The 24,382-nt window shown below is 63.7% G+C and carries 15 protein-coding genes; 8 read left to right on the forward strand and 7 right to left on the reverse strand.

Features of this window, described 5'->3' with window-relative positions; all coding sequences use genetic code 11:
* Positions 1-148: 148 nt before the first annotated feature.
* Entirely contained in the window at positions 149-1,654 is a 1,506-nt protein-coding gene (locus OX459_RS19905; RefSeq protein ID WP_289906288.1) for a dipeptidase, read from the reverse strand.
* Between the two features lie 214 nt (positions 1,655-1,868).
* Between OX459_RS19905 and OX459_RS19910 the strand changes: the two genes are divergently transcribed.
* On the forward strand, positions 1,869-2,867 hold the full coding sequence (locus OX459_RS19910) for an LLM class flavin-dependent oxidoreductase (RefSeq protein WP_289906289.1): 999 nt from the start codon (positions 1,869-1,871) through the stop codon (positions 2,865-2,867).
* 208 nt (positions 2,868-3,075) lie between these two features.
* Positions 3,076-4,296, forward strand: a complete 1,221-nt coding sequence (locus OX459_RS19915) for an MFS transporter (protein WP_251349868.1) — start codon at positions 3,076-3,078, stop codon at positions 4,294-4,296.
* 46 nt (positions 4,297-4,342) lie between these two features.
* On the opposite strand, the gene OX459_RS19920 is transcribed toward OX459_RS19915, so the two are convergent.
* The 6 genes from OX459_RS19920 to OX459_RS19945 form a co-directional block, all read right to left on the reverse strand.
* Positions 4,343-5,965 (reverse strand): M28 family peptidase, encoded by a 1,623-nt coding sequence (locus tag OX459_RS19920; RefSeq protein ID WP_289906290.1) that lies wholly within the window; start codon positions 5,963-5,965, stop codon positions 4,343-4,345.
* A gap of 138 nt (positions 5,966-6,103) precedes the next feature.
* Complete coding sequence (locus OX459_RS19925) at positions 6,104-6,940, reverse strand: HDOD domain-containing protein (RefSeq protein WP_077400451.1); 837 nt, start codon at positions 6,938-6,940, stop codon at positions 6,104-6,106.
* Positions 6,941-7,061: 121 nt separating this feature from the next.
* Positions 7,062-8,138: a BMP family ABC transporter substrate-binding protein gene (locus OX459_RS19930; protein WP_099665240.1), complete on the reverse strand. Its 1,077-nt coding sequence runs from the start codon at positions 8,136-8,138 to the stop codon at positions 7,062-7,064.
* 21 nt (positions 8,139-8,159) lie between these two features.
* Positions 8,160-9,089, reverse strand: coding sequence for an ABC transporter permease (locus tag OX459_RS19935; RefSeq protein WP_289906291.1), 930 nt, complete (start codon positions 9,087-9,089; stop codon positions 8,160-8,162).
* Entirely contained in the window at positions 9,082-10,158 is a 1,077-nt protein-coding gene (locus OX459_RS19940; protein WP_289906292.1) for an ABC transporter permease, read from the reverse strand. The genes OX459_RS19935 and OX459_RS19940 overlap by 8 nt, the downstream gene beginning before the upstream one ends.
* Positions 10,151-11,665, reverse strand: a complete 1,515-nt coding sequence (locus OX459_RS19945) for an ABC transporter ATP-binding protein (protein ID WP_289906293.1) — start codon at positions 11,663-11,665, stop codon at positions 10,151-10,153. The genes OX459_RS19940 and OX459_RS19945 overlap by 8 nt, the downstream gene beginning before the upstream one ends.
* Before the next feature lie 440 nt (positions 11,666-12,105).
* Between OX459_RS19945 and OX459_RS19950 the strand changes: the two genes are divergently transcribed.
* The 6 genes from OX459_RS19950 to OX459_RS19975 all read left to right on the forward strand — a co-directional run bounded on the left by OX459_RS19950 (position 12,106) and on the right by OX459_RS19975 (position 24,378).
* Positions 12,106-12,918: an outer envelope protein gene (locus tag OX459_RS19950; RefSeq protein WP_289906425.1), complete on the forward strand. Its 813-nt coding sequence runs from the start codon at positions 12,106-12,108 to the stop codon at positions 12,916-12,918.
* A gap of 78 nt (positions 12,919-12,996) precedes the next feature.
* Positions 12,997-14,862: a type VI secretion system baseplate subunit TssF gene (gene tssF, locus OX459_RS19955; RefSeq protein WP_289906294.1), complete on the forward strand. Its 1,866-nt coding sequence runs from the start codon at positions 12,997-12,999 to the stop codon at positions 14,860-14,862.
* Positions 14,826-15,866, forward strand: a complete 1,041-nt coding sequence (gene tssG / locus OX459_RS19960) for a type VI secretion system baseplate subunit TssG (RefSeq protein ID WP_289906295.1) — start codon at positions 14,826-14,828, stop codon at positions 15,864-15,866. Before tssF ends, tssG begins: the two co-directional genes overlap by 37 nt.
* A gap of 78 nt (positions 15,867-15,944) precedes the next feature.
* The gene (gene tssI, locus OX459_RS19965; protein ID WP_289906296.1) at positions 15,945-18,086 is read left to right on the forward strand and encodes a type VI secretion system tip protein TssI/VgrG; all 2,142 of its coding nucleotides are present in this window, start codon (positions 15,945-15,947) and stop codon (positions 18,084-18,086) included.
* Between the two features lie 2 nt (positions 18,087-18,088).
* Complete coding sequence (locus OX459_RS19970; RefSeq protein ID WP_289906297.1) at positions 18,089-19,387, forward strand: DUF2169 domain-containing protein; 1,299 nt, start codon at positions 18,089-18,091, stop codon at positions 19,385-19,387.
* Positions 19,384-24,378 (forward strand): PAAR-like domain-containing protein, encoded by a 4,995-nt coding sequence (locus tag OX459_RS19975; RefSeq protein ID WP_289906298.1) that lies wholly within the window; start codon positions 19,384-19,386, stop codon positions 24,376-24,378. Before OX459_RS19970 ends, OX459_RS19975 begins: the two co-directional genes overlap by 4 nt.
* Positions 24,379-24,382 lie beyond the last annotated feature (4 nt).

Consider the following 24,382-nt stretch of genomic DNA (forward strand, 5'->3'; position numbering starts at 1 on the left):
TGCCTGGCGCCAGCCGGGCCTCCTGTTGTGCATGCATAGCTGCTCCCTTCCTACATGGAAACGTAAGACCGGCGCCCCCATCAAAAGTTCAGTGCCCGGATGCGTCTCAGGCTTGCAGTCTATGACTTCCCTCTGTTTTTGCAAGCCGCTATTTCGCCAGCTCGATCAGGACAGCCGTGTACATCTGCAGATTCAGCAGCAGCTGTTTTTCCGTGATGAACTCGTGTTCGGAATGCCCCGTGTACACGGTGTGCGGCATGGCCGGACCGAAGCTGACGGCGTTCGGGAACAGGCGCGAATTGGTGCCGCCGCCGATGGCGACCGGTTGCGGATGCGCGATGCCCGTGTAGTGCTCGAACACGGACAGCAGGGTGGGAATTTGCGGCGCGTCCGTCTGCAGCCACGGTTCGCCGATCTGCACCTGCAGGGTAGCGGGCACCTGGCGCCGCGCCTTCCAGCCATCGAAGGCGGCCGTCACCTGTTGCTGCAGCACGGCCGCCGTCTTGCCTTGCGGACGGCGCAGGTTGATGTTCAGTTCCAGCGCGCCGCCATCTTGCTTGAGCACGGTAGGCGCTACCGTCATCGGCCCCATGAAGCCGTCGCGGTAAGCGATCTGGCCGAAGCGCTCGCCGTAGATGCCGGTGCCCACCAGTTCATTCAGGAACGACAGCATGTCGGCCGCCTGCGTGCCCTGCCACGGCTGCACGGCCAGCGCGTCGGCCAGCATGCTGATGGCGTTGACGCCGTCTTCCGGCTTCGACGAGTGGGCCGACACGCCCAGCGCCGTTACCGTCAAGGTATCGCCAGTGCGCGCGTAGCTGTAGCGCACGCCCTGCTGGCCCTGCGCGCGGGCGCGGATGGCCGCTTCCAGCGCTGCTGGCGCGTGGTCGATCACGGCTTGTGCGTCTTCCGGGATCTGGCTGCCGAAAAAGCCGCCCGCCAGCTTCGCCAGCACGGGGCCGCCCTTGGCCGGCAAGGCCGTGCGCGGCGGCAGGGTCAGCTTGATGGAACCGTAGCCCTTCTCGGCCGTCACCACCGGGTATTCCGCATCGATGGTGATGTTGACCTGCGGCGGCGTATGGGTTTTCAGGAATTGTTTCAGCGGTTCCCAGTCCGATTCCTCGGCCATGTACACGTACAGCTCGATGCGCTTGCTCAGCGGCACCTGCTTGTCCTGGATGGCTTTCATCGCATACAGGGCCGTCGCGATGGGCCCCTTGTCGTCTTCCGTGCCCCGTCCCAGCAGCTTGCCAGGTTCGCTGCTGCGGTCCAGCTCGAACGGCGAACGGGCCCATTTCGCGGGGTTCACAGGCTGCACGTCGCCATGCGTGATCACGCCCACCCGTTCGCTGCCGCTGCCCATGCCGATGATGAGCACGTGGCCGTGATCCTGGAAATCGAATCCCAGGCGCTGCGCCTCGGCCGCCAGGTAGCGCTTGAAGCCCGTGTGCTGTGGATTGTCGGCAAAGGGCACGGCCGGGTCGGCCACCGTGTTGTAGCTGATCATCTTCGCCAGGCTGGCGATCAGCGGTTCCGGATAGGCGGCCAGCGCGTAGCGGGCCGTGTCCTGCGCCTGCTGGCTGACGGGCGCGGCGTGAACGGAGGGCTGCAGCAGCAGACTCATCAAAGTCAGCAGGATGGGTTTCTTGAACATGGCGGGGCGCATAAAGTAGGGAGGCCAACTCTAGCATCGCCCGCACCGATTTCCAATCGATACGAGTTTTTTACCGATCAGTACGCAAATTCCCGATTCGCATTATCATGTGCACAGCCTGTCATCCCTGCCGCTTCCAAGGCCGACCCTACTGGGGTCAGGGGATAGACAAATCGTCCATTGTGATTTTCCACCACGTCCCGATATCGCTACCATGATTCCATTTTCCATACTCGACCTGGCCCCCATCGCCGAAGGCAGCGACGCCAGCCAGTCGTTCAAGAACACGCTCGACCTGGCGCAGCACGGCGAACGCTGGGGCTACAACCGCTACTGGCTGGCCGAACACCACGGCATGCCCGGCATCGCCAGCGCCGCCACGGCCGTCGTGATCGCCCATGTGGCGGCCGGTACGAAGACTATCCGCGTGGGCGCGGGCGGCGTCATGCTGCCGAACCACTCGCCGCTGGTCATCGCGGAACAGTTCGGCACCCTGGAAGCGCTGCATCCGGGCCGCATCGACCTGGGCCTGGGCCGCGCGCCCGGCTCCGACCAGACGACGGCGCGCGCCCTGCGCCGCGACCTGCAGTCCGATGCGGAACAGTTCCCGCAAGACGTGCTGGAATTGATCGACTACATGTCCGACGAGCCGCGCCAGCGCGTGCTGGCCGTACCCGGCAAGGGCGCGAAAGTGCCCGTGTGGATACTCGGGTCCAGCCTGTTCGGCGCCCAGCTGGCCGCCCACCTGGGCTTGCCGTATGCGTTCGCCTCGCACTTCGCGCCGCAGATGATGATGCAAGCCGTGGCGTATTACCGCGAACACTTCAAGCCGTCAAAACAATTGGCGAAACCATACGTGATGCTGGGCTTTAACGTGTTTGCCGCCGACACGGATGAGCAAGCGCACTTGCGCGCCACGTCGATGCAGCAAGCGTTCGTCAACCTGCGCACGGGCCGCCCGTCGCGCCTGCAGCCGCCCGTGCCCGGTTACCTGGAGCAATTGGGTCCGCAGGAACGCGCCATGCTCGATTCCGTCCTGTCGTGCACGGCCATCGGCGCGCCGGACACCGTCAAGGCGAAGATGGCCGCCTTCATCGCCGAAACGGGCGCCGACGAGCTGATGATCACTTCGCAGATCTTCGACCACCAGCACCGGCTGCGCTCGTATGAAATCACGGCGCAGGTGCATGCGGAGCTGGCGGGCGCTCGTTAAGTTCTAACTCTCCTCCGGTATATCCCCCTATACCCTTTTCCCGGCCGTCGGCAACGATCGCCGGGATTTTTTTGCCTGGCGTGTTTCCCTGCCGTTTTGCCTGCCGTCTTGTCGCCCCCCTGCCGCAAAATCGGCCCGGCCCGGCAGGAAACGTGCAGCCCCGCTATCATGCTCATCCAAAAGCATTATTCCAAGAAAGCTGTACCGCATGAAATCTGCAAGCTCCTCCGTCGATGCCAGCACCCTGCTGAGCTCCACCCGCATCCTGTTGTTCGCCCTGTCCGCCGGCGTGCTCGTCGCCAGCCTGTATTACGTGCAGCCGCTCACGTCCATGCTGGCCGCTTCGTTCGGCGTCAGTGTGCCGCAAGCCGGTTACCTGGTCACGGCCACGCAGATCGGCTACGTGCTGGGCATCGTGTTCCTCGTACCCCTCAGCGACGTGCTGAACCGCCGCCAGTTGCTGACGTGGATGCTGATCGCCAAGATCGGCGCCCTGCTGTTGGCCGCTACCAGCCAGAATATTATCGTCTTTGCCATCGCCAGCGTCTTGATGGGGATCACGTCCAGCGCATTGATGGTCGTCACGGCCATGGTGGCGTCGTATGCGCCGGATCACAGCCGGGGCCGCATGGTGGGCACCGTCATGACGGGCTTGTTGCTGGGCATCTTGCTGGCGCGTACCGTGTCCGGCACGGTGTCGCAGATCAGCGGCGGCTGGCGCACCGTCTACGTGCTGGCCGCCATCGTCGTGGCCGCCCTGCTCGTCATGCTGCGCCGCATCCTGCCAAACGAGGCGCCACGGGGCAAGCTGCAATACGGAAAATTGATGGCCTCGCTGGCCGACATCATCCGCCAGGAACCGCTGCTGCGCCAGCGCGCCCTGTTCTCGGGCCTGGGCCTGGGCACCTTCAGCGTGTTCTGGACAGGGCTGACCTTCTTGCTCAGCGGCGCGCCGTATCACTACTCGGAAATGCAGATCGGCCTGTTCGGCCTGGCCGGCGCCACGGGCGCCTTTGCGGCCAACACGGCGGGCCGCATGGCCGACCGCGGCTATGCGCGCCAGGCCACCTGGCTGCTGGCCGTCGCATCGATCGCAGGCTGGGCCTTGATCGGCTTTGGCGCCCATTCGCTGGTGCTGTTGTTGATCGGCATCGTCCTGCTGGACATGGGCGTGATGGGCCTGCAGGTAACGCACCAATCCATCATCTATAAACTGGCGCCGCACGCGCGGGCAAGGGTCACCACCGTCTTCATCGCGGGCGGCTTCATCGGCGCCTCGGCCGGTTCGGCCCTGGCCAGCGCCAGCTTTGCCGCCGGCGGCTGGCCCGCCCTGTGCATGGTGGGCGGCGCCATGCCGCTGCTGATGCTGCTGGTGTGGAGCAAGTATCGCCACACGCAGCGCAGGCTGGAACGGGCAAGCGCCACCTGAACCAGCGCGAAAAAAAACCGCTCGGCCGAGCGGTTTTTTTACGTCCCTATTTCGCCGGCGCGCGCGCCTTGCCGAACGCATCGCCCGCCTTCCAGGCCGGCATCTTCGCGCCATTTGCCACGGCTTGCCCCAGGTTCAGCGTAAATTGCGCCTGCTGCGTCATGCCGGACAAATCCCAGCTGGCGTCGTACTCATCGGTGACCTGATGGTAGCGGGGACCGTAGGCGGCCGCCTTGGCTTTCGATGCCTCGACATCCTTGATGTACTCGCGTCCGCCATTGATGGAAAACGCGGGCACGCCCGCCTTGGCAAAACTGAAATGGTCGCTACGGAAATAACCGCCAGCCAGGTCGGGACGGGCTGGCGCGATGTGCATGCCCATGGCTTTGGCCACCGTGGCGGCGATCGCGCCCAATTCCGTGCGCTCGCTGCCCTGCGCACCGATGTCGCGCGTGGCGCCCACGAAATTCAAGCTGTCCAGGTTCAGCGCGGCCGCCGTCTTGCTCAAAGGCCACAGCGGGTCGGCCGCGTAGGCGGCGCTGCCCAATAACCCTTGCTCCTCGGCCGCCACCCACAGGAAGATCTGCGTGCGCTTCGCCGGCTGTTTCACGGCTTCCTGCGCCATGGCCAGCAAGCCGGCCGTGCCGGAGGCATTGTCGACGGCGCCGTTGTAGATCGTGTCGCCCGCTTTTTCGTCATCCTTGCCCTGCTTGCCCAGGTGGTCCCAGTGGCCGCTGTAGATGACGGCTTCATCCTTCAGTTTCGGGTCCGTGCCCGGCACCATGCCGGCGATATTGAATTGCTCCACCTTGCGCACGGCCGATTTCATTTCGCCCGACAGTTTGGCGTTCAGCGCGACGGCCTTGAAGTCCTTGTTTTCCGCCTGCGCGCGCAAGGCGTCCAGGTCCTGCCCGCTTGCCGCAAACAGACGGCGCGCCGCTTCCTCCGCGATCCAGCCCTGCAGCGGCGTGCCGGCAGTGCGGTCCGCCAATTGGAAGCGCTCGCTGCCGCTCCAGCTGTTCTGCACCACGCTCCAGTCATACGAGGCCGACGGTTTCGTGTGGATCAGCAATACGCCCGCGGCGCCCTGGCGCCTGGCTTCCTCGAATTTATACGTCCAGCGGCCGTAATAGGTCAGCGCCTTGCCGGCGAAACGGTTCGGCTCGGCTTGCGTCGGCTGCGGGTCGTTGACCATCATGACGACGATCTTGTTTTTGACATCGGCCCCCTTGAAATCGTTCCAGCCTTCTTCCGGCGCCGTGATGCCGTAGCCGACGAACACGAGCGGCGCATCGAAGGTATGCGCGGCAACGGAGTCGCCCGTGGCCCAGACCCAGTCCGGGCCGAACGCCAGCGGCACGGCCTTGCCGCCCGCCACGGCTTGCAGGCTGCTCTCTTGCGGCAAGGATTTCACGCCGGCAATTTGCACGCTCTGGCGGTAGCTGTTGCCGCGCACGGGTTTCAACCCGGCCATCTGCGCCTGGGTTTCCAGGTAAGCCACCGTCAGGTCGGCGCCGCGCTGGCCCGTGCCCCGGCCTTCCAATAAATCGTTGGACAGGAAGGCCAGGTGGGCGCGCAGGGGCGCTTCCTGCACGATGGGCAAACCGGTAGCGGCTTGGGCGGAAAACGCCAGCGCAGTCAAGGCGAGGGAAGAAAACAGCTTCTGCATAATATCCTTTGGGTAAGAGGAGGAAAGCGGTCCGGCGGATGGCCGAGCCGGCGATTGTATGCCATGGGGAAAGATGGATCAAAATGCGGACGAAAAAAATCCCCGCGGCAAGGGCGGGGATGGGCGATGGAAGCTGCGTCAGACCAACAAGGCGGCCGCCAGCGATTCGATCTCTTCCGCCGATTCGTCGAGGATGGTGTGCAAGGTGCTGCCACCGATGCCGAAGTCGATCTTCGCGGCCGCCTGGCGCCGCGCGGCGCTTTCCGGCGGATGCAGGGGCGAGCCGACAGGCGACAGATCGTTGGCCAGCACCAGGGTCGCGCCCAGGGTGCGGGGCGGGAACGGGCTGCCGCCGTGCCACATGCCTTCCACGGCCTGCAAGACCATGTCGGGCACCTGCAGCTGGCGCAGCACGCCGCGGCCGATCAGCTTTTCGCCGTATTCGATCCAGTCTTCGGTATTGTCGTCCAGCAAACCCGGATATTCCTCGGCGCGCGACAGCAGATAAAAGCCGCCCACTTCATGCACGATGGCGGCGAACATAGCCGTTTCCACATCGACATGCGTGACTTTCCGCGCGATCACCTGGCTCAGCGCGGCCACGTGGGCCGTGTGTTCCCACAGCTTGGCCGCCTTGGCGCGCAATTGCGGGTCCGTGATCTGGCTGCCCAGCTGGCGCACGATGACGGACGCCACCATCGACTTTAACGTGGCAAAGCCCAGGCGCGAGACAGCCGCGCGCACGTTGGCGATTTCATTGCCGGAACGGTTGTAGGCAGCCGAGTTGGCCAAGGCCACGACCCTGGCCGACAACAGCGGCTCGGCCATGACCATGCGGGCGGCCGCTTCGATATGGCAATCGGGGTCGTCCAGCGCTTCCTGCAGCTTCAAGGTGGCCTTGACGTTGGCGGGGAACGTCAGCTCGCCCTTGCTCGCTTGCAGCGCGATAATCTTGAATACTTCCAGTCTATCCATGGGTCAATCTCCGGTACGGGCTTGTTCAAGCTCTGCTCTGTGGGTGGGCCGGGAACGCGCATGTATCCCCGGCCCTGCTCCCGTTTCCGGCAATATTACAGCAAGTTTATACTCAAACCTATTACTTTCCGGAAACTTTCCCTGCCACGCCTTCGACAAAATAATCCATCTTCGTCAGCGCTGCATCGTCCAGCACGCCTTTGTCCAGGCGCACTTTGCCATCGTTATCCTTGATCGGCGCGCTGAAAGGATTGAGCTTGCCAGCTACCAAGTCTTTCTCGCGCGCCAATACAAACTGTTTCACGTCGGCGGGCACGGCGGCGTTGATGCCTTCCAGCTTGACCATGCCATCCTTGATGCCGCCCCAGGTGCTGCTGGACTTCCACGTGCCGTCCAGCACGGCTTGCGCCTGCTTCGTATAGTAGTCGCCCCAATGGTGGGTGACGGCGGCCAGCTGCGCCTTCGGACCGTACTTTTTCATGTCCGAATGGTAGGCGATCGCATACTTGCCCTTCTCTTCCGCCGCCTGCACCACGGCGGTCGAGTCCGTGTGGTGGGTGACCACGTCGGCACCCTGGCCGATCAGGGTGATGGCCGCGTCGCGCTCCTTGCCCGGGTCGAACCAGCTATTCACCCACACCACTTTCACTTCCGCCTTCGGGTCGACGCTGCGCATGCCGCGCGTGAAAGCGTTAACTCCCTGCAACACTTCGGGAATCGGGAACGCCGCCACATAACCGGCCACATGGGTCTTGCTCATCTTGCCCGCCAACACGCCTGCCAGGTAGCGGCCTTCATAAAAACGCGCATTCGTGTTGGCCACGTTGACGGCGGTCTTGTAGCCAGTCAGGTGGATGAACTTCACATTAGGAAATTGCTTCGCCACTTTCAAGGTGGGATTCATGTAGCCGAACGAAGTCGTGATGACGAGCTTGCTGCCCGTTTGCGCCAGGTCGCGGATCACCCGTTCCGCATCGGCGCTCTCCGGCACGTTTTCCACATACTTGGTGGTGATCTTGCTGCCCAGCGCCTTTTCCATTTCCTTGCGGGCCAGGTCATGCTGGGTGGTCCAGCCCGCGTCGCCGATGGGGCTGATATACACGAAGCCGACATTCAGCGGCGCCGTCGCGGGAGCGGCGGCCATGACGGGCATCAAAACAGCACTGCAAACGGCGGCGCATACTAGTTTCTTGGACATGGTTTTCCTTGTGGTGAGTGATTAATTTCCGGGATTGAAATTTTTCCCCAACGAAGCGGGCATGTTGAGCTTGATGTAATTGGCATTGCTGGAAATGAGCACGAGCACGACGATGGCCGCCAGGTAGGGCAGCATCGACAGCAGTTGCGACGCGATGGGCACGCCCAGCGCCTGCGCGTGGAAGGTCAATATCGTGATGCCGCCGAACAGGTAGGCACCGCCCACCACGCGCGCCGGTCGCCAGGTGGCAAAGGTGGTCAGCGCCAGCGCGATCCAGCCCCGCCCCGCCACCATGCCCTCGACCCACAGGGGCGTGTAGACGAGCGACAAAAAAGCACCGGCCAGGCCGCAGCAGGCGCCGCCGAACAGCACGGCCGCCAGGCGGATGCGCCGCACGGGGTAGCCGAGCGCATGCGCGGAAGCGGGCGACTCGCCCACGGCGCGCAGCACGAGGCCCGCCCGCGTGCGGTACAGGAACCAGGCGATGGCCACGCACAACAGCAAGGACAGATACACCATGGCATGCTGGCGGAACAGGGCCGGTCCCAGCACGGGAATGTCTTCCAGGTAAGGGATGCCGAAGCGACCGTTCTGCAAGCTGTTGCCCACATATTTCAAGCCGATGTACGTGGACGCGCCCGCGCCGAACAAAGATAAAGCCAGGCCCGTCGCATACTGGTTCGTGCCCAGCCATACGGTCAGCCAGGCAAAGAAGCCCGACAGCACCATGCTGGCGCCTGCCCCGGCCAGAAAGCCCAGGGTGGGACTGCCTGTATTGACGGCCACGGCAAAGCCCGTGATGGCCGAGACCAGCATCATGCCTTCCGCGCCCAGGTTCACCACGCCCGCCTTTTCATTCACCAATAAACCGAGGGCGGCCAGCATCAGCGGCGTGCCCGCATTGATGCTGGCGGCGATCAGGGGCGCGATGGTGAAAGCCAGGTTATCCATGTTTCCTCCAGCGCAATTTGTATTGGATCAGCACGTCGCATGCGAGCAAGGCGAACAGCAAGATGCCCTGGAACACGCCCGTGATCGCGCTGGGCAAGCCGAGGCGCGATTGCGCCAGTTCGCCGCCGATATAAAACAGGGCCATGACGAAGCCGGAAAAAATCACGCCCACGGGATGCAGCCGTCCCACGAAGGCGACGATGATGGCGGCAAAGCCGTAGCCGGGCGACACCGTGGGCGTCAACTGCCCCATCGGCCCCAGCACTTCGCAGGCGCCCGCCAGGCCGGACAGGGCGCCGCAGATCAGCAGCGATGACCACAAGGTCTTGCGCGAGGAAAAACCCGCATAGCGGGCGGCGGCCGGCGCCATGCCGCCCACGCGCAGGCGGAAACCCGAAATGCTGCGCGACAGATACAGCCAGCCGCCCAAGGAGGCCAGCAAGGCGAACACGATGCCGATGTGCAAGCGCGTATCGCTGATCACCATCGGCAACAGCAAGCCATCGGACAGCAGTTTCGACTGGGGGAAATTAAACCCTTCCGGGTCGCGCAGCACGCCATACACGAGATAGCTGAGCAGCAATTGGGCGATGTAGACCAGCATCAGCGAGACGAGGATTTCGCTGGCGTTGTAGCGGTCGCGCAGCCAGGCCACCAGGCCAGCCCACACCATGCCGCCGGCCATGCCGGCCAGCAAGGACACGCCGATGATGGCCGCGCCGCCCACGCCATCATCGAGGTACAGGGCGGCCGCGCCGCCGCAGATGGCGCCCAGGGTCAGCTGCCCTTCCGCGCCGATGTTGTAGATGTTGGCGCGAAAGCAGATGGCCAGGCCCACGGCGATCAAGAGCAGGGGCGCCACCTTGATGCCCAACTCGGACCAACCGTGCGCGTCGCGCAAGGGTTCGACGAAGAAGACGGCAAGACCGGCCAGCGGATCGTGTCCCAGCGCAAGAAACAACAGCGCGCCGCACAGCACCGTGAGCAGCACGGCCAGCACGGGCGACAGCCACGACATCAGGCGCGACGGTGTGGGACGGGCTTCCAGCCGCAAGGCGAACTTAGCCATGGATGGCCTCCTGTGGCCACAGCCCACTCATCCATTGCCCCACCTGCGCCACGCTGGCTTCGCCCACGTCCAGCGACGGCGAGATCTTTCCCTTTGCCATCACCAGCAAGCGGTCGCTGATGTCGAACAATTCATCGAGTTCCTCCGACACGACCAGCAGCGCGCAACCCGCGTCGCGCAGCGCCAGCAATTCGGCGCGGATTTGCGCGGCCGCGCCCACGTCCACGCCCCAGGTCGGCTGCGCCACCACCAGCACGGTGGGCTCGCGCATGACTTCGCGTCCGACTATGTATTTCTGCAAGTTGCCGCCCGACAAGCTGCGGGCCAGCGCCTGCGGCCCGCCCGCCTTCACCTGGAAGCGGGCGATGATGGCGGCTGCCCGCTGCGCGATCGCGTCACGGCGCAGGAAGCCGTGGCGGATGGTGGCGGGTGTCTGCAAGCTCAACAACACATTGTCGGCCAGCCCCATGTCGGGCACGGCGCCCCGTCCCAGCCTTTCCTCCGGCACGAAGCCGAAGCCCAGGGCGCGCCGGCGTCCCGGCGGTAATCGTCCCGCCGGCGTGCCGTTCAGCACGATGCTGCCGGCGGCCGCGCGCATGTCCTCGCCCGACAGGGCGGCCAGCAATTCCTGCTGGCCATTGCCGGACACGCCCGCGATGCCGACAATTTCTCCCGCGCGCACGTCGAAATTGATATCCGTCAATTGCGTGGCGAACGGATGGCTCTTCGGCAAATCCAGATGCCGCACGCTCAGCATGGCGGCGCCCGGCGTGCGCGCCACGCGCGTGACGGCGGGCGGCTCGGCGCCGATCATCATGCGCGACAGGCTGGCCGCCGACTCTTGCGAGGGGTCGCACACGCCCGCGTTCTTGCCGGCGCGCACCACCGTACACGTGTGGCACAGGGCGCGGATCTCGTCGAGCTTGTGGCTGATGTACAGGATGCTGCAGCCTTCGGCCGCCAGCTGGCGCAAGGTGGTAAACAGTTTTTCCACGGCGCCCGGCGTCAGCACGGACGTCGGTTCATCGAGGATCAGCAGTTGCGGCTTGGCCAGCAGGGCGCGCACGATTTCCACGCGCTGGCATTCGCCCACGGAAAGCGTGTGCACGTGGCGCTGCGGTTCCAGGTCCAGGCCGTACTGGCGCGCCGTCGCTTCGATGCGCTGCGCCAGCTCCGCCATGTTGGTACCGGCCGGCAAGCCGAGGGCGATGTTTTCCGCCACCGTCAAAGTGTCGAACAGGGAAAAGTGCTGGAACACCATGGCGATACCGAGCGCGCGCGCGGCCGACGGGTTGGCGATTTCCACTTCACGGCCATTCCACAGGATGCGGCCGCCGTCCGGTTGCACGGCGCCGTAGATAATTTTCATCAAGGTCGATTTGCCGGCGCCGTTTTCGCCGAGCACGGCGTGGATCTGTCCGGGCGCGACGGTGAGGCAGATGCCGTCATTGGCCACCACGGCCGGATAGCGCTTGCTGATATCGAGTAATTCCAGGCGTGCCGTCATTGTTTTTTTCGTGCCTCGCTGCAAGGTCGCCGGCATCGTCGCCGGTGGAGAAATTCAAGCTCTTGTCTCTATCGTATCGGCATCCGCGGCGCTTGGGGGATGGCGCGGCGGCGCGCATTTCTATTTCCACAAAAAAACAACACCTGTATACAATTTTGAAAAAAATTATCAGCTTTACAGCGGCCGCCTTGCCCCGCAAGGGCGAGAAGGTGCGATGATTATATGCAAGAACTGATAGTAAGTATGCAGCCAAGACATATCGCCCGACGCGGCGCTTCTCGCATCATGGATTGAACGGCGCGCAATATGCCCCATCGCAGCGCTTCATGCGGGCTACGCCCCCTGCTATTTCATTTCCCGTTTTCCAACACCGCCATCAGGAGCCGAAAGTGCCAAAAACCATACCGTGTCTGTTGCTCTGCCTCACTACCACCCTGGGCATGGGCGCGACTGCCCAGGCTGCCGAATGGAGCGATACCGCGCTGAGCTGGCGCGCCGGCAATGACTACCGCGAGCCGTTCAATCCGGACGACATCAAGAAAAACATCTTTGCCATCACGCACGCCAGCGGCTACAAATACGGCAGCAACTTCGTCAACCTCGATTTCCTGCTGTCCGACAGCAAGGACCCTGGCGCGCTCGGTAAAACCTCCGGCGCGCAAGAGGCGTACCTGGTCTACCGCAACACCATCGACATCGGCAAGGTGCGCGGCAGCGACATCAAGTTCGGCCCTGTGCGCGGCGTCGGCGTCACTCTGGGCTTCGACGTCAACACGAAAAATGACGTCGGCTACAACTCGCGCAAGCGCATGCTGGTGGCCGGCCCCACCCTGATGTGGGACGTGCCCGGCTTCTTCAACACCAGCCTGCTGTTGCTGCGCGAAAGCAACGCCCCCAGCGGCGCCTTCCCGCCCATCTCGCAAGTGACGGGCCGCTACACGTATAAAACGCACGCCATGCTGACGGGCGCCTGGGGCATTCCCCTGTCGCCGCTGTTCTCGTTCGAAGGTTTCTTCAATCTCATCGATTCAAAAGGCAACGATGAAGTGGGGCGTAAGACGGCGGTGGAAACGAATATCGACATGCAAGTGATGTTCGACGTGGGCGCGGCCCTGGGCAGCGCCAAGAACACCTTCCGCGTGGGCCTGGAATATCAGTACTGGAAGAACAAGTTCGGCAACTCGCCCGCCACCACGGGCAACGTGGGCCAGACGGCGAAGACGCCGATGATACGCGCGGAGTACCATTTCTAAAATTCATTGTTACGCATCAACACACACGGTCGCGCCTGATGCCAGCATGGAGCTTTCCTGCTGGCGGAGAGCGCGACCGTGGAACAACTATTGCCGTATTACGAGCGTGAGCTGGGTCTGTTCCGCCAGTACACGCGCGAGTTTTCCAGCCGCTATCCGAAGGCGGCCGGGCGCCTGCTGATCGCTGGCGAGACGTGCGAAGACCCGCACATCGAGCGCCTGATCCAGTCCGTCGCCCTGCTCACGGCCAGGGTCGCCAAGCGCCTCGACGACGCCTATCCGCAATTTACCCATTCCCTGCTCGAAACCCTGTATCCGCACTACCTGCGGCCGTTTCCCTCGTGCTCCATCGTGCGCATCGCCGCCGACGAAGCGCCGGGCGGCGGCCAGCTGGCCCAGCTTGCGCATGTGGCGCGCGGCACGGTGCTGCGCTCGCAGCCGGTGCAGGGCGTGGCTTGCAAGTTCACCAGCGCGTATGACGTGACCCTGGCGCCGCTGACCATTTCTCGCCTGCATTTTTCACCGCTCCTCGACGCGCCGCCCGGCCTGCGCCTGCCCGCCGGCGCCAGCGCCTTGCTGAGCATTCAGTTCACCAGCAGCAGCGAGCAGTACCACCTGGACCAGGCCGGCTTTTCCAGCCTGCGCCTGTTTGCCGATGGCGAACCGTCCGTGCGCGCGGCCCTGCTCGACGCCCTGTTCCTGCACGGCGCGGGTGCCTACGTGGCGCTGGACGAACACGGGCCGTGGCAAGCCGTCAATGGCACCTTGCTGGCGCCGGCCGGCTATGCGGACGACGACGCGCTGATTCCCATTTCCGCCCGTTCACACCCGGCCCTGCGCCTGCTGACCGAATACTTTGCCTTTCCGGAAAAATTTCACTTCATCGATATCGGATGGTCGCTGCTGGCACCCCTGCTGCCGAAACAGTGCCGCCAGTTTACCTTGCACCTGCCGCTCAAGGGCGTGCGCAGCGACAGCCACGAAGCGCGGCTCTTGTCCGGCGCCAGCCGCGACAACCTGCTGCTCGGCTGCACGCCCGTCGTCAACCTGTTTGCCAAGTCCGGTGTGCCGATCCGCCTCACGCATACCGAGCCCGACTACGCCCTGGTGGCCGATGCCACGCATGCGTTTGCCTACGACATCCACAGCATCGAAGCCGTCACCGTGGTGCGCAAGGATCAGGCCGGCGATCGCCTGAGCGCCTTCCTGCCCCTGTATGCCTCACTGCAAGGCGCCCAGGGCGAATATGACCAGGAACGTGGCCAGGAATATGGTCAATACTGGCTGGCGCGCCGCGACGAAGCCGTGGCCGCCATCAGCCCCGGCCATGAAATGCGCCTGAGCCTGATCGACCCGCAATTCTCCCCGGACAGCCCGGCCAGCGCCACCGTCTCGACGCAGCTGCTGTGCAGCAACCGCGACTTGCCCACGCAGTTGCATTACGGCTTGCCCGGCGGCGACCTGCTGGCCGAAGACGTGCCCGACGGCATCCCCGCGCGCTTCTTGCGCAAGCCCACGCCCAGCGTGCGTTTCCTGGCAGACACGCACTGGCGCCTGATTGCGCACCTGTCGCTCAATTACTCGAGCCTGACGCAAGCGGGCCTGGGCGAATTCCAGAAAATGCTCAGTCTGTACGACCTGCCCCGCTCGCCCGCCACGCAGCGCTTGATCCAGGGCATCCTCACGCTTGAGCACGGCACCACGCGCGCGTGGATGCCCACCGTACCGTTTCCCACGCTGATGCCCGGCATCGCCATCCGCCTGGGCATCGACGAGCAAGCTTTCGTCGGCTGCAGCATCTATATTTTTGCCCAGGTGCTGCAGCGCTATTTCGCCCTGAACAGCCAGCTCAACTGCTTTAGCCAACTGACGCTGCGGTCCCAACGCAGCGGCGAGGAAATCCTGCGATGCCCGGAACGCAGCGCCGACGCCACGCCAGCGTGATCCAGCAATTGCTCGACGCGCCGCAGCGCTTCGAGTGCTTCCAGGCGCTGCGCCTGCTGCTGGCGTGGCTGGCCGCACACGGCGTCGACGAGCACACGGCGCTGGCAAAGTTCGTGCGCTTCGACAATAGCGTCTCGCTGCGCTTTCCCGCCAGCCAGGTCGAGGCGCTCACGACCAGCGGCATAGCCGATGCCGATACCCTGCTGCAAGCGTTGCTGTCCGGTCACGGCCAGCCCATCCACCTCACACCCGCCTTCATGGGCCTGCTGGGTTGCCAGGGCAGCTTGCCCAGCCACTATTCGGAGCGTATCGCCGCGCACCAGCATAGCGAACGCGAGAATGGCCCGCGCGCTTTTCTCGACCTGTTTTCCAGCCGCGCCGTCGCCCTGTTTTACCAGGCCTGGCAAAAATACCGCATCGAACAAGCCGGCCATGCCAAGGACTTCCTGTCGCGCCTGCTGGCCCTGGCCGCTTGCCGCCCGGGCCAGGACGAGGCGGCGGCCGGCCTGTACAGCGGCTTGCTCCAGCAGCACGACGTCTCGTCCATCGTCATGGCGCGCATCCTCAGCGACCATTTCGGCGTGCCCTGCCACATCGACGAGGCGACGGGCGCCATGGATGTACTGGCGCCGCGCGAACAAACGGCGCTGGGCAGGGAAAACGCCGTGCTGGGCCAGCGCGCTCTCGTCGGCGCGCGCTGCCGCCGTCCCGACCTGGCCGTGCGCCTGCGTCTCGGCCCGCTCACGGCGCAGCAGCACGCCAGTTTCCTGCCCCGTGCCCCGGCCAGCCAGGCGCTGCGCCGCATGCTGATGCTGTTCGGCCAGCCGCTCGTGCGCTACGACATCGTGCTGGTGCTGCGCGCCAGCGAGGTGCATGGCCTGTCCCTGAGTCCCGGCGTTCAGGACGGCCTCGGTTGCAACAGTTTCCTCGGCGATACAACAGCGCCGCGCCACCGCGATGACATGCATTACGAAATGCAATTGATGCCCTCATTTAACGATTGATCGTTGCGGCCGCGCAAAAACGCTTGTGTTCGCTATTGCTACAGTCGGCCAACGATCCCTACCGTGAAGCGATGCACGATGAGCCAGTTCCCCGATACGACGGCGGCATGGACGGCAATAACGGGCGACATGCAGGGCCAGCGCCTGCTGCGCCTGCACTTTCCGCAGGGCGATGGGCCCGCCGGTATCCAGTTCCTGGCCAACAGCCTGGCCGCGAGCGAAAGCCTGTCGCGCGACTTTTCCTATGTGGTGGAAGTGCTGTCCGAAAATGCCAGCATCGCGCTCGACAAAGTGATGGGCAAGATGGTGACCGTCGACCTGGTGCGCGAAGACGGCACCTTGCGCTACTTCAATGGCTACGTATTTGAATTTCGCTTCCTGCGCACGGACGGCGGTTTCGCGTTTTACGAAATGGTGCTGGAACCGTGGCTGTCGCACCTGCACTTGCGCCAAAACAATGTCGCCTTTCACGGCTTGACGGTGGCGGCGCTGACGGACAAGGTCTTCGATGATTACCTGATGCGCGACTACAAGCTGGCCGCCGGCGGCCCGGATCCCGCCATCACCTACACGTGCCAGCACAACGAGAGCGACCACAACCTGCTGCACCGCCACTGGGAACAACTGGGCTGGCACTACCGCTACGAACACCGCCTTGACGGCCACACCTTGTGGCTGTCGGACGACAGCACATCCGGCAAGCCCATCGATGGTGAGCTGAGTGAAATCCCCTTCCAGCACCAGGCCGGCTCCCTGGAAGACGATGGCGTACATCAATGGAGCACCGTGCGGCGCATGGCGCCAAGCCAGATGACGGTAGCCAGCTTCAATTTCAAGAATCCGCGCAGCGCCCGCGCCAGCCGCGACTCGCTGAATCGGCAGGGCGCCGTGCCATCGCTGGAAGTGTATGAAAACACGGGCAGCTACGGTTTTAAAAACATCGACGATGGAGAACAGCTGGCCCGGCGCCGCATGGAAGAGCGCGACGCCCAGGGACAGCTGTTCGAGGCGCAAGGCAACGATCGCACGGCGCAACCAGGGCGCTGGTTCACCCTGGGCGGGCATTTCGACAACGCAGCCAGCGAATACCTGATCCTGTCCGTGCACCACTACGCCAGCAACAATTATCAGCAAGGACACGGCGCCACTTCGCACTACAGCAACACCTTTACCTGCATCGCCCGCACCATCCCCTGGCGCCCCGGCCGCAATTTCCACAGCCGCGAACCGAAGATCTATGGCGTGCAGACGGCCACCGTCGTCGGGCCGCCCGGCGAGGAAATCCACACGGACGGTTACGGGCGCGTGAAGGTGCAATTCCACTGGGACCGCCTGGGTACCTTCGACGACAAGAGTTCGCCGTGGATACGGGTGATATCGAACTGGGCCGGCCCGAATTTCGGCCACATCAGCCTGCCCAGGGTGGGCATGGAAGTGGCCGTGCAATTTCTCGACGGTAACGTCGCCATGCCCCTCATCATCGGCTGCGTCTACAACGCGCGCAACATGCCGCCGTGGGAGCTGCCGGCAAACAAGACGCAGAGCGGCATGCTGAGCCGTTCCTCAAAGAAAGGTTCGACCGCGCACGCCAACGCCTTGCGCTTCGAAGACCGCAAGGATGCGGAAGAGCTGTGGCTGCATGCGGAAAAAGACCAGCGCATCGAAGTCGAGCATGACGAATCGCACTGGGTGGGCAATGACCGGCGCAAAACCGTCGACCGCGATGAAACCGTGCACGTGAAACGCGACCGCACGGAAACGGTGGACCACGATGAAGACATCACCGTGCACAACAACCGCCGTGAGCGCGTCGGCCATGACGAACACATCGACATTGGCGACAACCGCCGCGAACACGTGGGCGGCAACGAGCAGGTGCAGATCGACGGCCACCGCTCGGAACGGGTGACCCTGGCCAAGGACGAAACCATCGGCCTGGCCAAGGTGCTGACCATCGGCGCCGCCTACCAGACCACCGTCATCGGCGCCATGAACACCACCGTGGTGCTGGCGCAGGCCGAGCAGATCGGCCTGGCGAAAAGTGTCATCGTCGGCGCCGACAGCACACTCACGGCCGCCGACTCGCACACGATGACGGTGGGCACATCCAGCATCACCATCACGCCGGGTCGCATCGAACTTGTTGCCGATGAAATCATCATCCGCGGCAGATCGAAGGTACAGATCCATGGCGATGACATCGACAACAATCCGGGCTGACGATGAACGACGCCGGCACAGCCCATTTCGATATTCCCAACCTGCTGTTCGACAACCGCACGCCGCACGCGGCCAGCCAGTTCGACATGCTCGACCAGTTTGGCGAGGCCTTCCATGTGGTGGTGGCGCGCATAGGCTACACGCTTGGCCCCTGCGGCGCGGACGGCCTGGCCAGCCTGCTGCCCATGGTGCGCCAGTCGCCGCTGGCCACGCAAGACCTGCACCTGGACGACGACACGCAGGCGGGCACCGTGCAGGAAAGCGACTTCGCGCCCTATAAACCGCGCTGCGACGTGATCGTCAATGGCGTGGCGCACGCGCCGCGCGGCCAGGCGATGCCGCAATTTCTCGTCAACCTGAAGGTGCAGTCGGAAAAGAAGACCCTGATCGACAAGACCCTGCAAGTGTGCGGCGAACGCGCCTTCCGCAAGAAAGCCGTCCTCACGCGCCTGGTGCAAGGCTGCGCCCGCATCGCCACCGTGGGCTTGCTGCAGCCCAATCCGTGGCAGCTATCTGCACCGTTAGCGTTCCTGCAATTGCCGCTGCACTACAGCTACGCGTACGGCGGGCAATGCCGCATCGAGGCCGATGACTGCAACGCGGCGGCGCACGACTCCTGCCAGGCCAATCCCCTGGGACGCGGTTTCGCGCGGCACTGGTACCTGGATGGAAAACATATCGATGAGGTGCCCGCGCCCCGTATCACGCAGCCGTCGCTGCCGTGCACGGCCGCCCAGTTCTGGCAAGGCGCCGGCGGCAAGGAACTGCCGCCACCGGCGGGGCTGGCCGTTATCGGCCGTGGCTGGCTGCCGCGCCGCGCGCTGGCCGGCAACATCGTCGTCAAGGATCAATGGGATGCCGACGACATCCCCGCCCTGCCGGAAGACTTCGATTTCGCCTACTGGAACAGCACGCCGCCCGACCAGCAATGCCCGCATCTGGCGGGACTGGAACAATTCACCTTGACCAATCTGTGCCGTCACGACCATCGCTCGGCCCACATCGACCCGCGCGGCAACACGGTGCTGCGCTTTTCCCTGCCTCGGCAGGTGCTGTGTTTGCTGCTGGCGGACAAGAACGACCAGTTGCTCGTCCGGCGCCTGGCCATCGATACGGTGCTGGTCGATCCCGAGGCGGCCACCGTGGAACTGGTGTGGCGCGCCATCGTACCGGCCGACGCGGGCCAGGTCGCGTCGCGCCTGCTGCACGTGATGGAGCCGGCGCAAATCGCCCGCATCGAACTGCTGGAGCAAGCGCAGGAAGCGCTAGGCGAAGCCGCCGGGCAAGGCAAGAAACCATGACGAATGAAACCGTCACCAAGGCCTCGCGCTTCTATTGTGTCAGCCTCAGCCCCGACATTTGCAAGACGCCCGTCGGCTCCAGCACGCCCCCTATTCCCTACAACATCATCGGTGAATTCTCGGAAGCACAGAACGCCTCGCCCAACGTCAAGTCGCACAGCGAGCCCGTCATCCTGCACCAGCGCAGCACCATTCCCACCGTCAAAGGCGACGCGGCCGGCAAGGCGGGCGGCGTCAAGAGCGGCACCGTCGGCAAGCAGGTCGACACCAAGGTCGCCAGTCCCATCCACCGCGCCAACGGCGCCAGCCTGGTGCAGATGGGGCGCGAAGTGTGGATGAATTCGCGCAATACCGTGGGCAAGATTTATGAACGGGGTGGGGAGGCGGCCAAGCCCGTGCTCAAGGAACTGGGAGCGGCGATACGGGAAGCGGCACAAGACTACAAGGATCATGGCTCCAAGAAAATGCATGGCGCCGCCGAAGATCTGGTAGACGTGGGCGGCACCGTGCTGACAGGCAGTGCCGTGCTGGGTGTCGCCGGACTGGGCGCTGCGGCAACCGGCGTTGGCCTGCCGGCAGCTGCCGCGATGGAAACAGCGGCAGCAACTGGCGCGGTTACCGGCACGGCGACCGTTGTGACAGGCACGGCCATGGAAGCGTCGGCCACGGTGCTCGACCAGGCGGCCGATTACATATTGACAGGCAAGACCCCTGATTTACTCAATACGGCCTCGGACATCGTCACGAATGCGGCAGGCACATTACTGCAAACGGCGCTCTTCAGCAAGATTCCCGGTGGAAAAATACTGAGCAAGTTCCTCGGTAAAAAAGCGGCGCCGACCATCAACAAGGTGAAGGACAAGCTGGTCGGCAAAAAGCCGGACAAGCCACCGCCAAAACTCGACAAACCTCCCCCGAAAAACGGCGGCGACGACGGCAAGAGCCGTGGCAAGAAAGAACCGAAATCGGAGCCGCCGTCCGACTGCTGCCCCAAGGATAGCGGCCCCGCGAAAAAACCCGTCAAGGGCCGCAAGCCCGTGCATTTCGGCACGGGCCAGGAAATCCTGTACCAGACGGATTTCACGCTCGAACGCAGCATCCCCATCGCCTGGACGCGCTGCTACCGTTCCGGCGCCGAATGCGAAGACGGGGGCTTGCTGGGTGCGCGCTGGTCCACGCCCTACAGCACCAGCCTGTCGCTGTGCGAGGCAGGCATCGTCTACCACGACGACAGCGGCCGCGCCCTGCGCCTGCCTGGTTTGGAACCGGGCCAGCGGCACGACAGCCGCAAGGAAGGATTTACGCTCACGCACGACGGCGCCGACACCTTTACCGTGCTGTGGCGCGACGGCAGCATCGACCGTTATGCGCGCGCTGAAGGCGGCTGGCTGCCACACGGCTACGACGGCGTCAACGCCATGCTGGCCCCGACCGCTCCCGTCGCCACGCAACGCTTTGCACTCGTGCGTAGCGAAGGGCGCGATGGACGCGGCATCAGCATCGACCGCTTCATGGATGCAAAACCGGGCGCAGTGCTGCTGCGCCTGCGCAGCGACGATGGCGGCGTGCTCGAAGCCATGCGCGGGGAGTCGGAAAAGGCCATCCACATCGGAAGAGTCGACGAGGTGTTGCCAGACGGCAGCCGCCTCTGCCACGTCCGCTACGCCTATGCCATCGAGACGAACGATGCGCTGCCGCCCGTCCCGCCACGCCACAACCTGGTCAGCCAGTCGAATGCGCTGGGCGACACGCGCAGCTATGCCTACCGTCACCATTTGCTCACGTCGTGCAGCAGCTACACAGGCTTTGCCTACGAACTCGATTGGATCAGCCTGGACGCGCTGCGCGCCCGCTGGAGCGGTCCTCCATTGAGCGAACCGGAGCTGGCCGAACGTTTCCCCGTCTCCTTGGCCAACAGCTACCAGGCGCGCGCCATCGCCACGCGCGCCCAGGACGGCAGCGAGCACACGCGCATCGATTACGTGGACAACGACACCAGCCGCGTCACGGAAAACGGCGGCGTCCTCGAATACACATTCGACGCCAACTGGCTGGTCACCGAAGTGCGCCGCGTCATCGATGGCAAGGCTGCCTCGCTGGGCCGGCGCGAATGGGACCGCGATGGCATGCTGCTGGCCGATATCGACGCCAACGGCGCCGCCATGCGCTATGCCTACGATGCAGCCGGCAACCTGACCCGCAGCACCGATGCCAAGGGACACGGCAGCAGCATCGACTACGATGCCGGAAATCAACCTATCGCCTTCACGGATGCGCTGGGCAACACCACCTTGCGCGCATACGACGCGGCAGGCCGTCCCGTCAGCATCACGGATGCACTGGGCCACGTCACGCGCTACCGCTACGACGAGCGCGGCCAACTGGTGGAACTGATCGACGCCAGGGGCGGCAGCAAGCATTTTCAGTACAACCGCCAGGGTTCGCTGACCAGCTACACGGATTGCTCCGGCCATACCAGCGAATACCGCTACGATGCGCTGGGACGGCTGGTAGCGGCCCGCGATGCGCTGGGCCATGCCACCCGCTATGAATATGACGCGCTGGGCCGGCTGATCCGACTCACGGCGCCCGATCAAACCCGGGAGCAATACGCCTACGATGAGGACGGCAATCTGCTCCTGCACGTGGATGCGGCCGGTCAGCAAACGCGCTACCGCTACAACGGCCAGGGCTTGCCCGTCGAACGCACGGACGCCATCGGCCAGACTTTGCAGTATCGCTACGATGGCGCGCTGCAACTGACGGAATTGATCAATGCCAAGGGCGAAAGCTACCGGCTCGCGTATCACGCGGAAGGCTGGCTGACGTCGGAAACAGGCTTCGACGGCAAGCGCACCGAATACAGTTACGACCAGGCCGGCAACCTGACGGCCACCGAGTGCGGCAGCCTGCGCACGCAGTTGCTGCGCGACGCGCTTGGTTTGTTGCAAGTCAAGGCCACGGCGGATGGCGTGGTGCGCTACGCCTACGATGCGCTGGGCCGCCTGACGGCCGTGTCCGCCCTGCAAGCCGAACAGCGCTTTGTCCACGACGCGCTGGGCCAGCTGATCGAGGAGCGCAGCGCCTGTTTCCTGCAAGACTTGCCAGAGACGGCACGGTTGCCGAACGCCCCGCGCGTACCGGACGCCAGCTTTGTCATGACGCATGCCTATGACGAACTGGGCAACCGCATCCAGACGGTCTTGCCGAACGGTCGCCGCATCGATACCTTGCGCTACGGTTCCGGCCACTGGCATGGCGTACTGTGGCAAGGCAAGGCCGTGGTTGACGTGGAGCGCGACAAGCTGCACCGGGAAAAGCAGCGGCAGCTGGGCAGCAGCGGCTTGCTGGCCACGCGCCAGTACGACCCGCAATCGCGGCTCACCCAGCTGACCCTGGCACGCGGCGCCGATGCGCCCGCCCCTGTGCGCGAACGCCGCTTCGACTACGATGCGCAAGGCAACCTGACCACTATTTTCCAAACGGGTTCCACGGCTGCCGGCCCGCTCGGCAAACTCAGCTACGCCTATGACCCCGTCGGACAGTTGCTGTCCGCCGTGCAAGCGAGCCTGGCCGAACACTTCGCCTTCGACCCGGCCGGCAATCTGGTCGACACTGCGGCCGCTACCGGCAACGTCCTGCAACGCTACGGCGATACGGAATACGACTACGACGAGCAAGGCAATGCCACCGGCAAGCGCTTCCATCCACCGGGCAGGGAATCGACGTGGAGCGACCTGGCGCTTGAATACGACGCCGAAAACCGCCTCCGCCACGCCACTAGGACGGAACGCCAGTCGCGCCACCGCGCCCGCTATTTTTATGACGCTTTCAGCCGCCGCATCGCCAAGCAGGTAGAAGAAGCACGCTGGAGCAATCGGCAGGACATCACCAAAGACCAGCCCGCACGCACTAGCGCCGCCACCACATTCTTCGTCTGGGACGGTGACACGCTGGCGCAGGAACTTGGGCACGACGAGACTGTCACATATTTGTACGAGCCGCACAGCTTCGTTCCGCTGGCCAGGATCAGTTCGCCAACCTGCCGCCAGGCAAGTGCGGTCTACCTGCCGCGCATCGCACAGTGGGATTTACCCGCCACCCTGCACGACGCCGAACTGCAGGCAGCCATTGCGCAAGAACAGGAGGACATTGAAGCGCATCATGTATCGACATGGCAAGGTATCCAGGCAGCAGCTGACGACGCGGCAGCACACGACCGCATCACCCACTACCACTGCGACCACCTGGGCACGCCACGCGAGCTGACGGATGCGCAAGGGAAGGTAGTCTGGAGCGGGCGCTACAAAGCCTGGGGGCGCTTGCTGCATGTGGAAGGGGAAATCGAGCAGCCGCTGCGGTTTCAGGGGCAGTATGAGGATCAAGAGACTGGACTGTTTTATAACCGATATCGCTACTATGACGCTGGAATTGCAAGGTACTTGACGCAGGATCCGATAGGATTATTAGGAGGGCTGAACGGATATACTTATGTTCAATCACCAACCCAATGGATCGATCCACTGGGTTTGTCTGCTGGATGCCAAAAAAATACACCTTGCGACCCTTGCGCTGGGAAGGATCCTGCATCCGAAGCAAGGGCAACTCAAGGAACAGCAACATACCCAAACAATCCTTACGCTTTTGTAGATACTTATACCAATATGGTATTAAAAAAGGGGACAATTTTATATTCCTTATCACCAGGAGCAGCACCAGGCTTTGGCGTCACAAATCATACCCTAATGAAATCAGCCGGCGACGTAAAGAAGTATCATGAGCTAACCCAGGTAACCGCAGGGAAAGATAGCATGGGCAATCCACGATCTATGAGGACAGAAGTACAAGTCTATCGCGTAAACAAAGATATTTGCGTGGCAAAAGGAATAGCAACAGCAAATACACAATTTGGTAGCGGTGGCGCAACACAATATTACGTTTCTCCATCAGACATAAGCAGCCTCACCCCTGGAATAAGAAGAAAGATATAAATTC

This window comes from Janthinobacterium sp. SUN026, from assembly GCF_030397625.1.
Taxonomy (GTDB): Bacteria; Pseudomonadota; Gammaproteobacteria; order Burkholderiales; family Burkholderiaceae_D; genus Janthinobacterium; species Janthinobacterium kumbetense.

Bases quoted from the DNA above. Each gene is read 5' to 3' on its own strand.
- OX459_RS19905 (WP_289906288.1), bottom strand. From the start codon at position 1,654: ATGTTCAAGAAACCCATCCTGCTGACTTTGATGAGTCTGCTGCTGCAG.
- OX459_RS19910 (WP_289906289.1), top strand. From the start codon at position 1,869: ATGATTCCATTTTCCATACTCGACCTGGCCCCCATCGCCGAAGGCAGC.
- OX459_RS19915 (WP_251349868.1), top strand. From the start codon at position 3,076: ATGAAATCTGCAAGCTCCTCCGTCGATGCCAGCACCCTGCTGAGCTCC.
- OX459_RS19920 (WP_289906290.1), bottom strand. From the start codon at position 5,965: ATGCAGAAGCTGTTTTCTTCCCTCGCCTTGACTGCGCTGGCGTTTTCC.
- OX459_RS19925 (WP_077400451.1), bottom strand. From the start codon at position 6,940: ATGGATAGACTGGAAGTATTCAAGATTATCGCGCTGCAAGCGAGCAAG.
- OX459_RS19930 (WP_099665240.1), bottom strand. From the start codon at position 8,138: ATGTCCAAGAAACTAGTATGCGCCGCCGTTTGCAGTGCTGTTTTGATG.
- OX459_RS19935 (WP_289906291.1), bottom strand. From the start codon at position 9,089: ATGGATAACCTGGCTTTCACCATCGCGCCCCTGATCGCCGCCAGCATC.
- OX459_RS19940 (WP_289906292.1), bottom strand. From the start codon at position 10,158: ATGGCTAAGTTCGCCTTGCGGCTGGAAGCCCGTCCCACACCGTCGCGC.
- OX459_RS19945 (WP_289906293.1), bottom strand. From the start codon at position 11,665: ATGACGGCACGCCTGGAATTACTCGATATCAGCAAGCGCTATCCGGCC.
- OX459_RS19950 (WP_289906425.1), top strand. From the start codon at position 12,106: ATGGGCGCGACTGCCCAGGCTGCCGAATGGAGCGATACCGCGCTGAGC.
- tssG (WP_289906295.1), top strand. From the start codon at position 14,826: ATGCCCGGAACGCAGCGCCGACGCCACGCCAGCGTGATCCAGCAATTG.
- tssI (WP_289906296.1), top strand. From the start codon at position 15,945: ATGAGCCAGTTCCCCGATACGACGGCGGCATGGACGGCAATAACGGGC.
- OX459_RS19970 (WP_289906297.1), top strand. From the start codon at position 18,089: ATGAACGACGCCGGCACAGCCCATTTCGATATTCCCAACCTGCTGTTC.
- OX459_RS19975 (WP_289906298.1), top strand. From the start codon at position 19,384: ATGACGAATGAAACCGTCACCAAGGCCTCGCGCTTCTATTGTGTCAGC.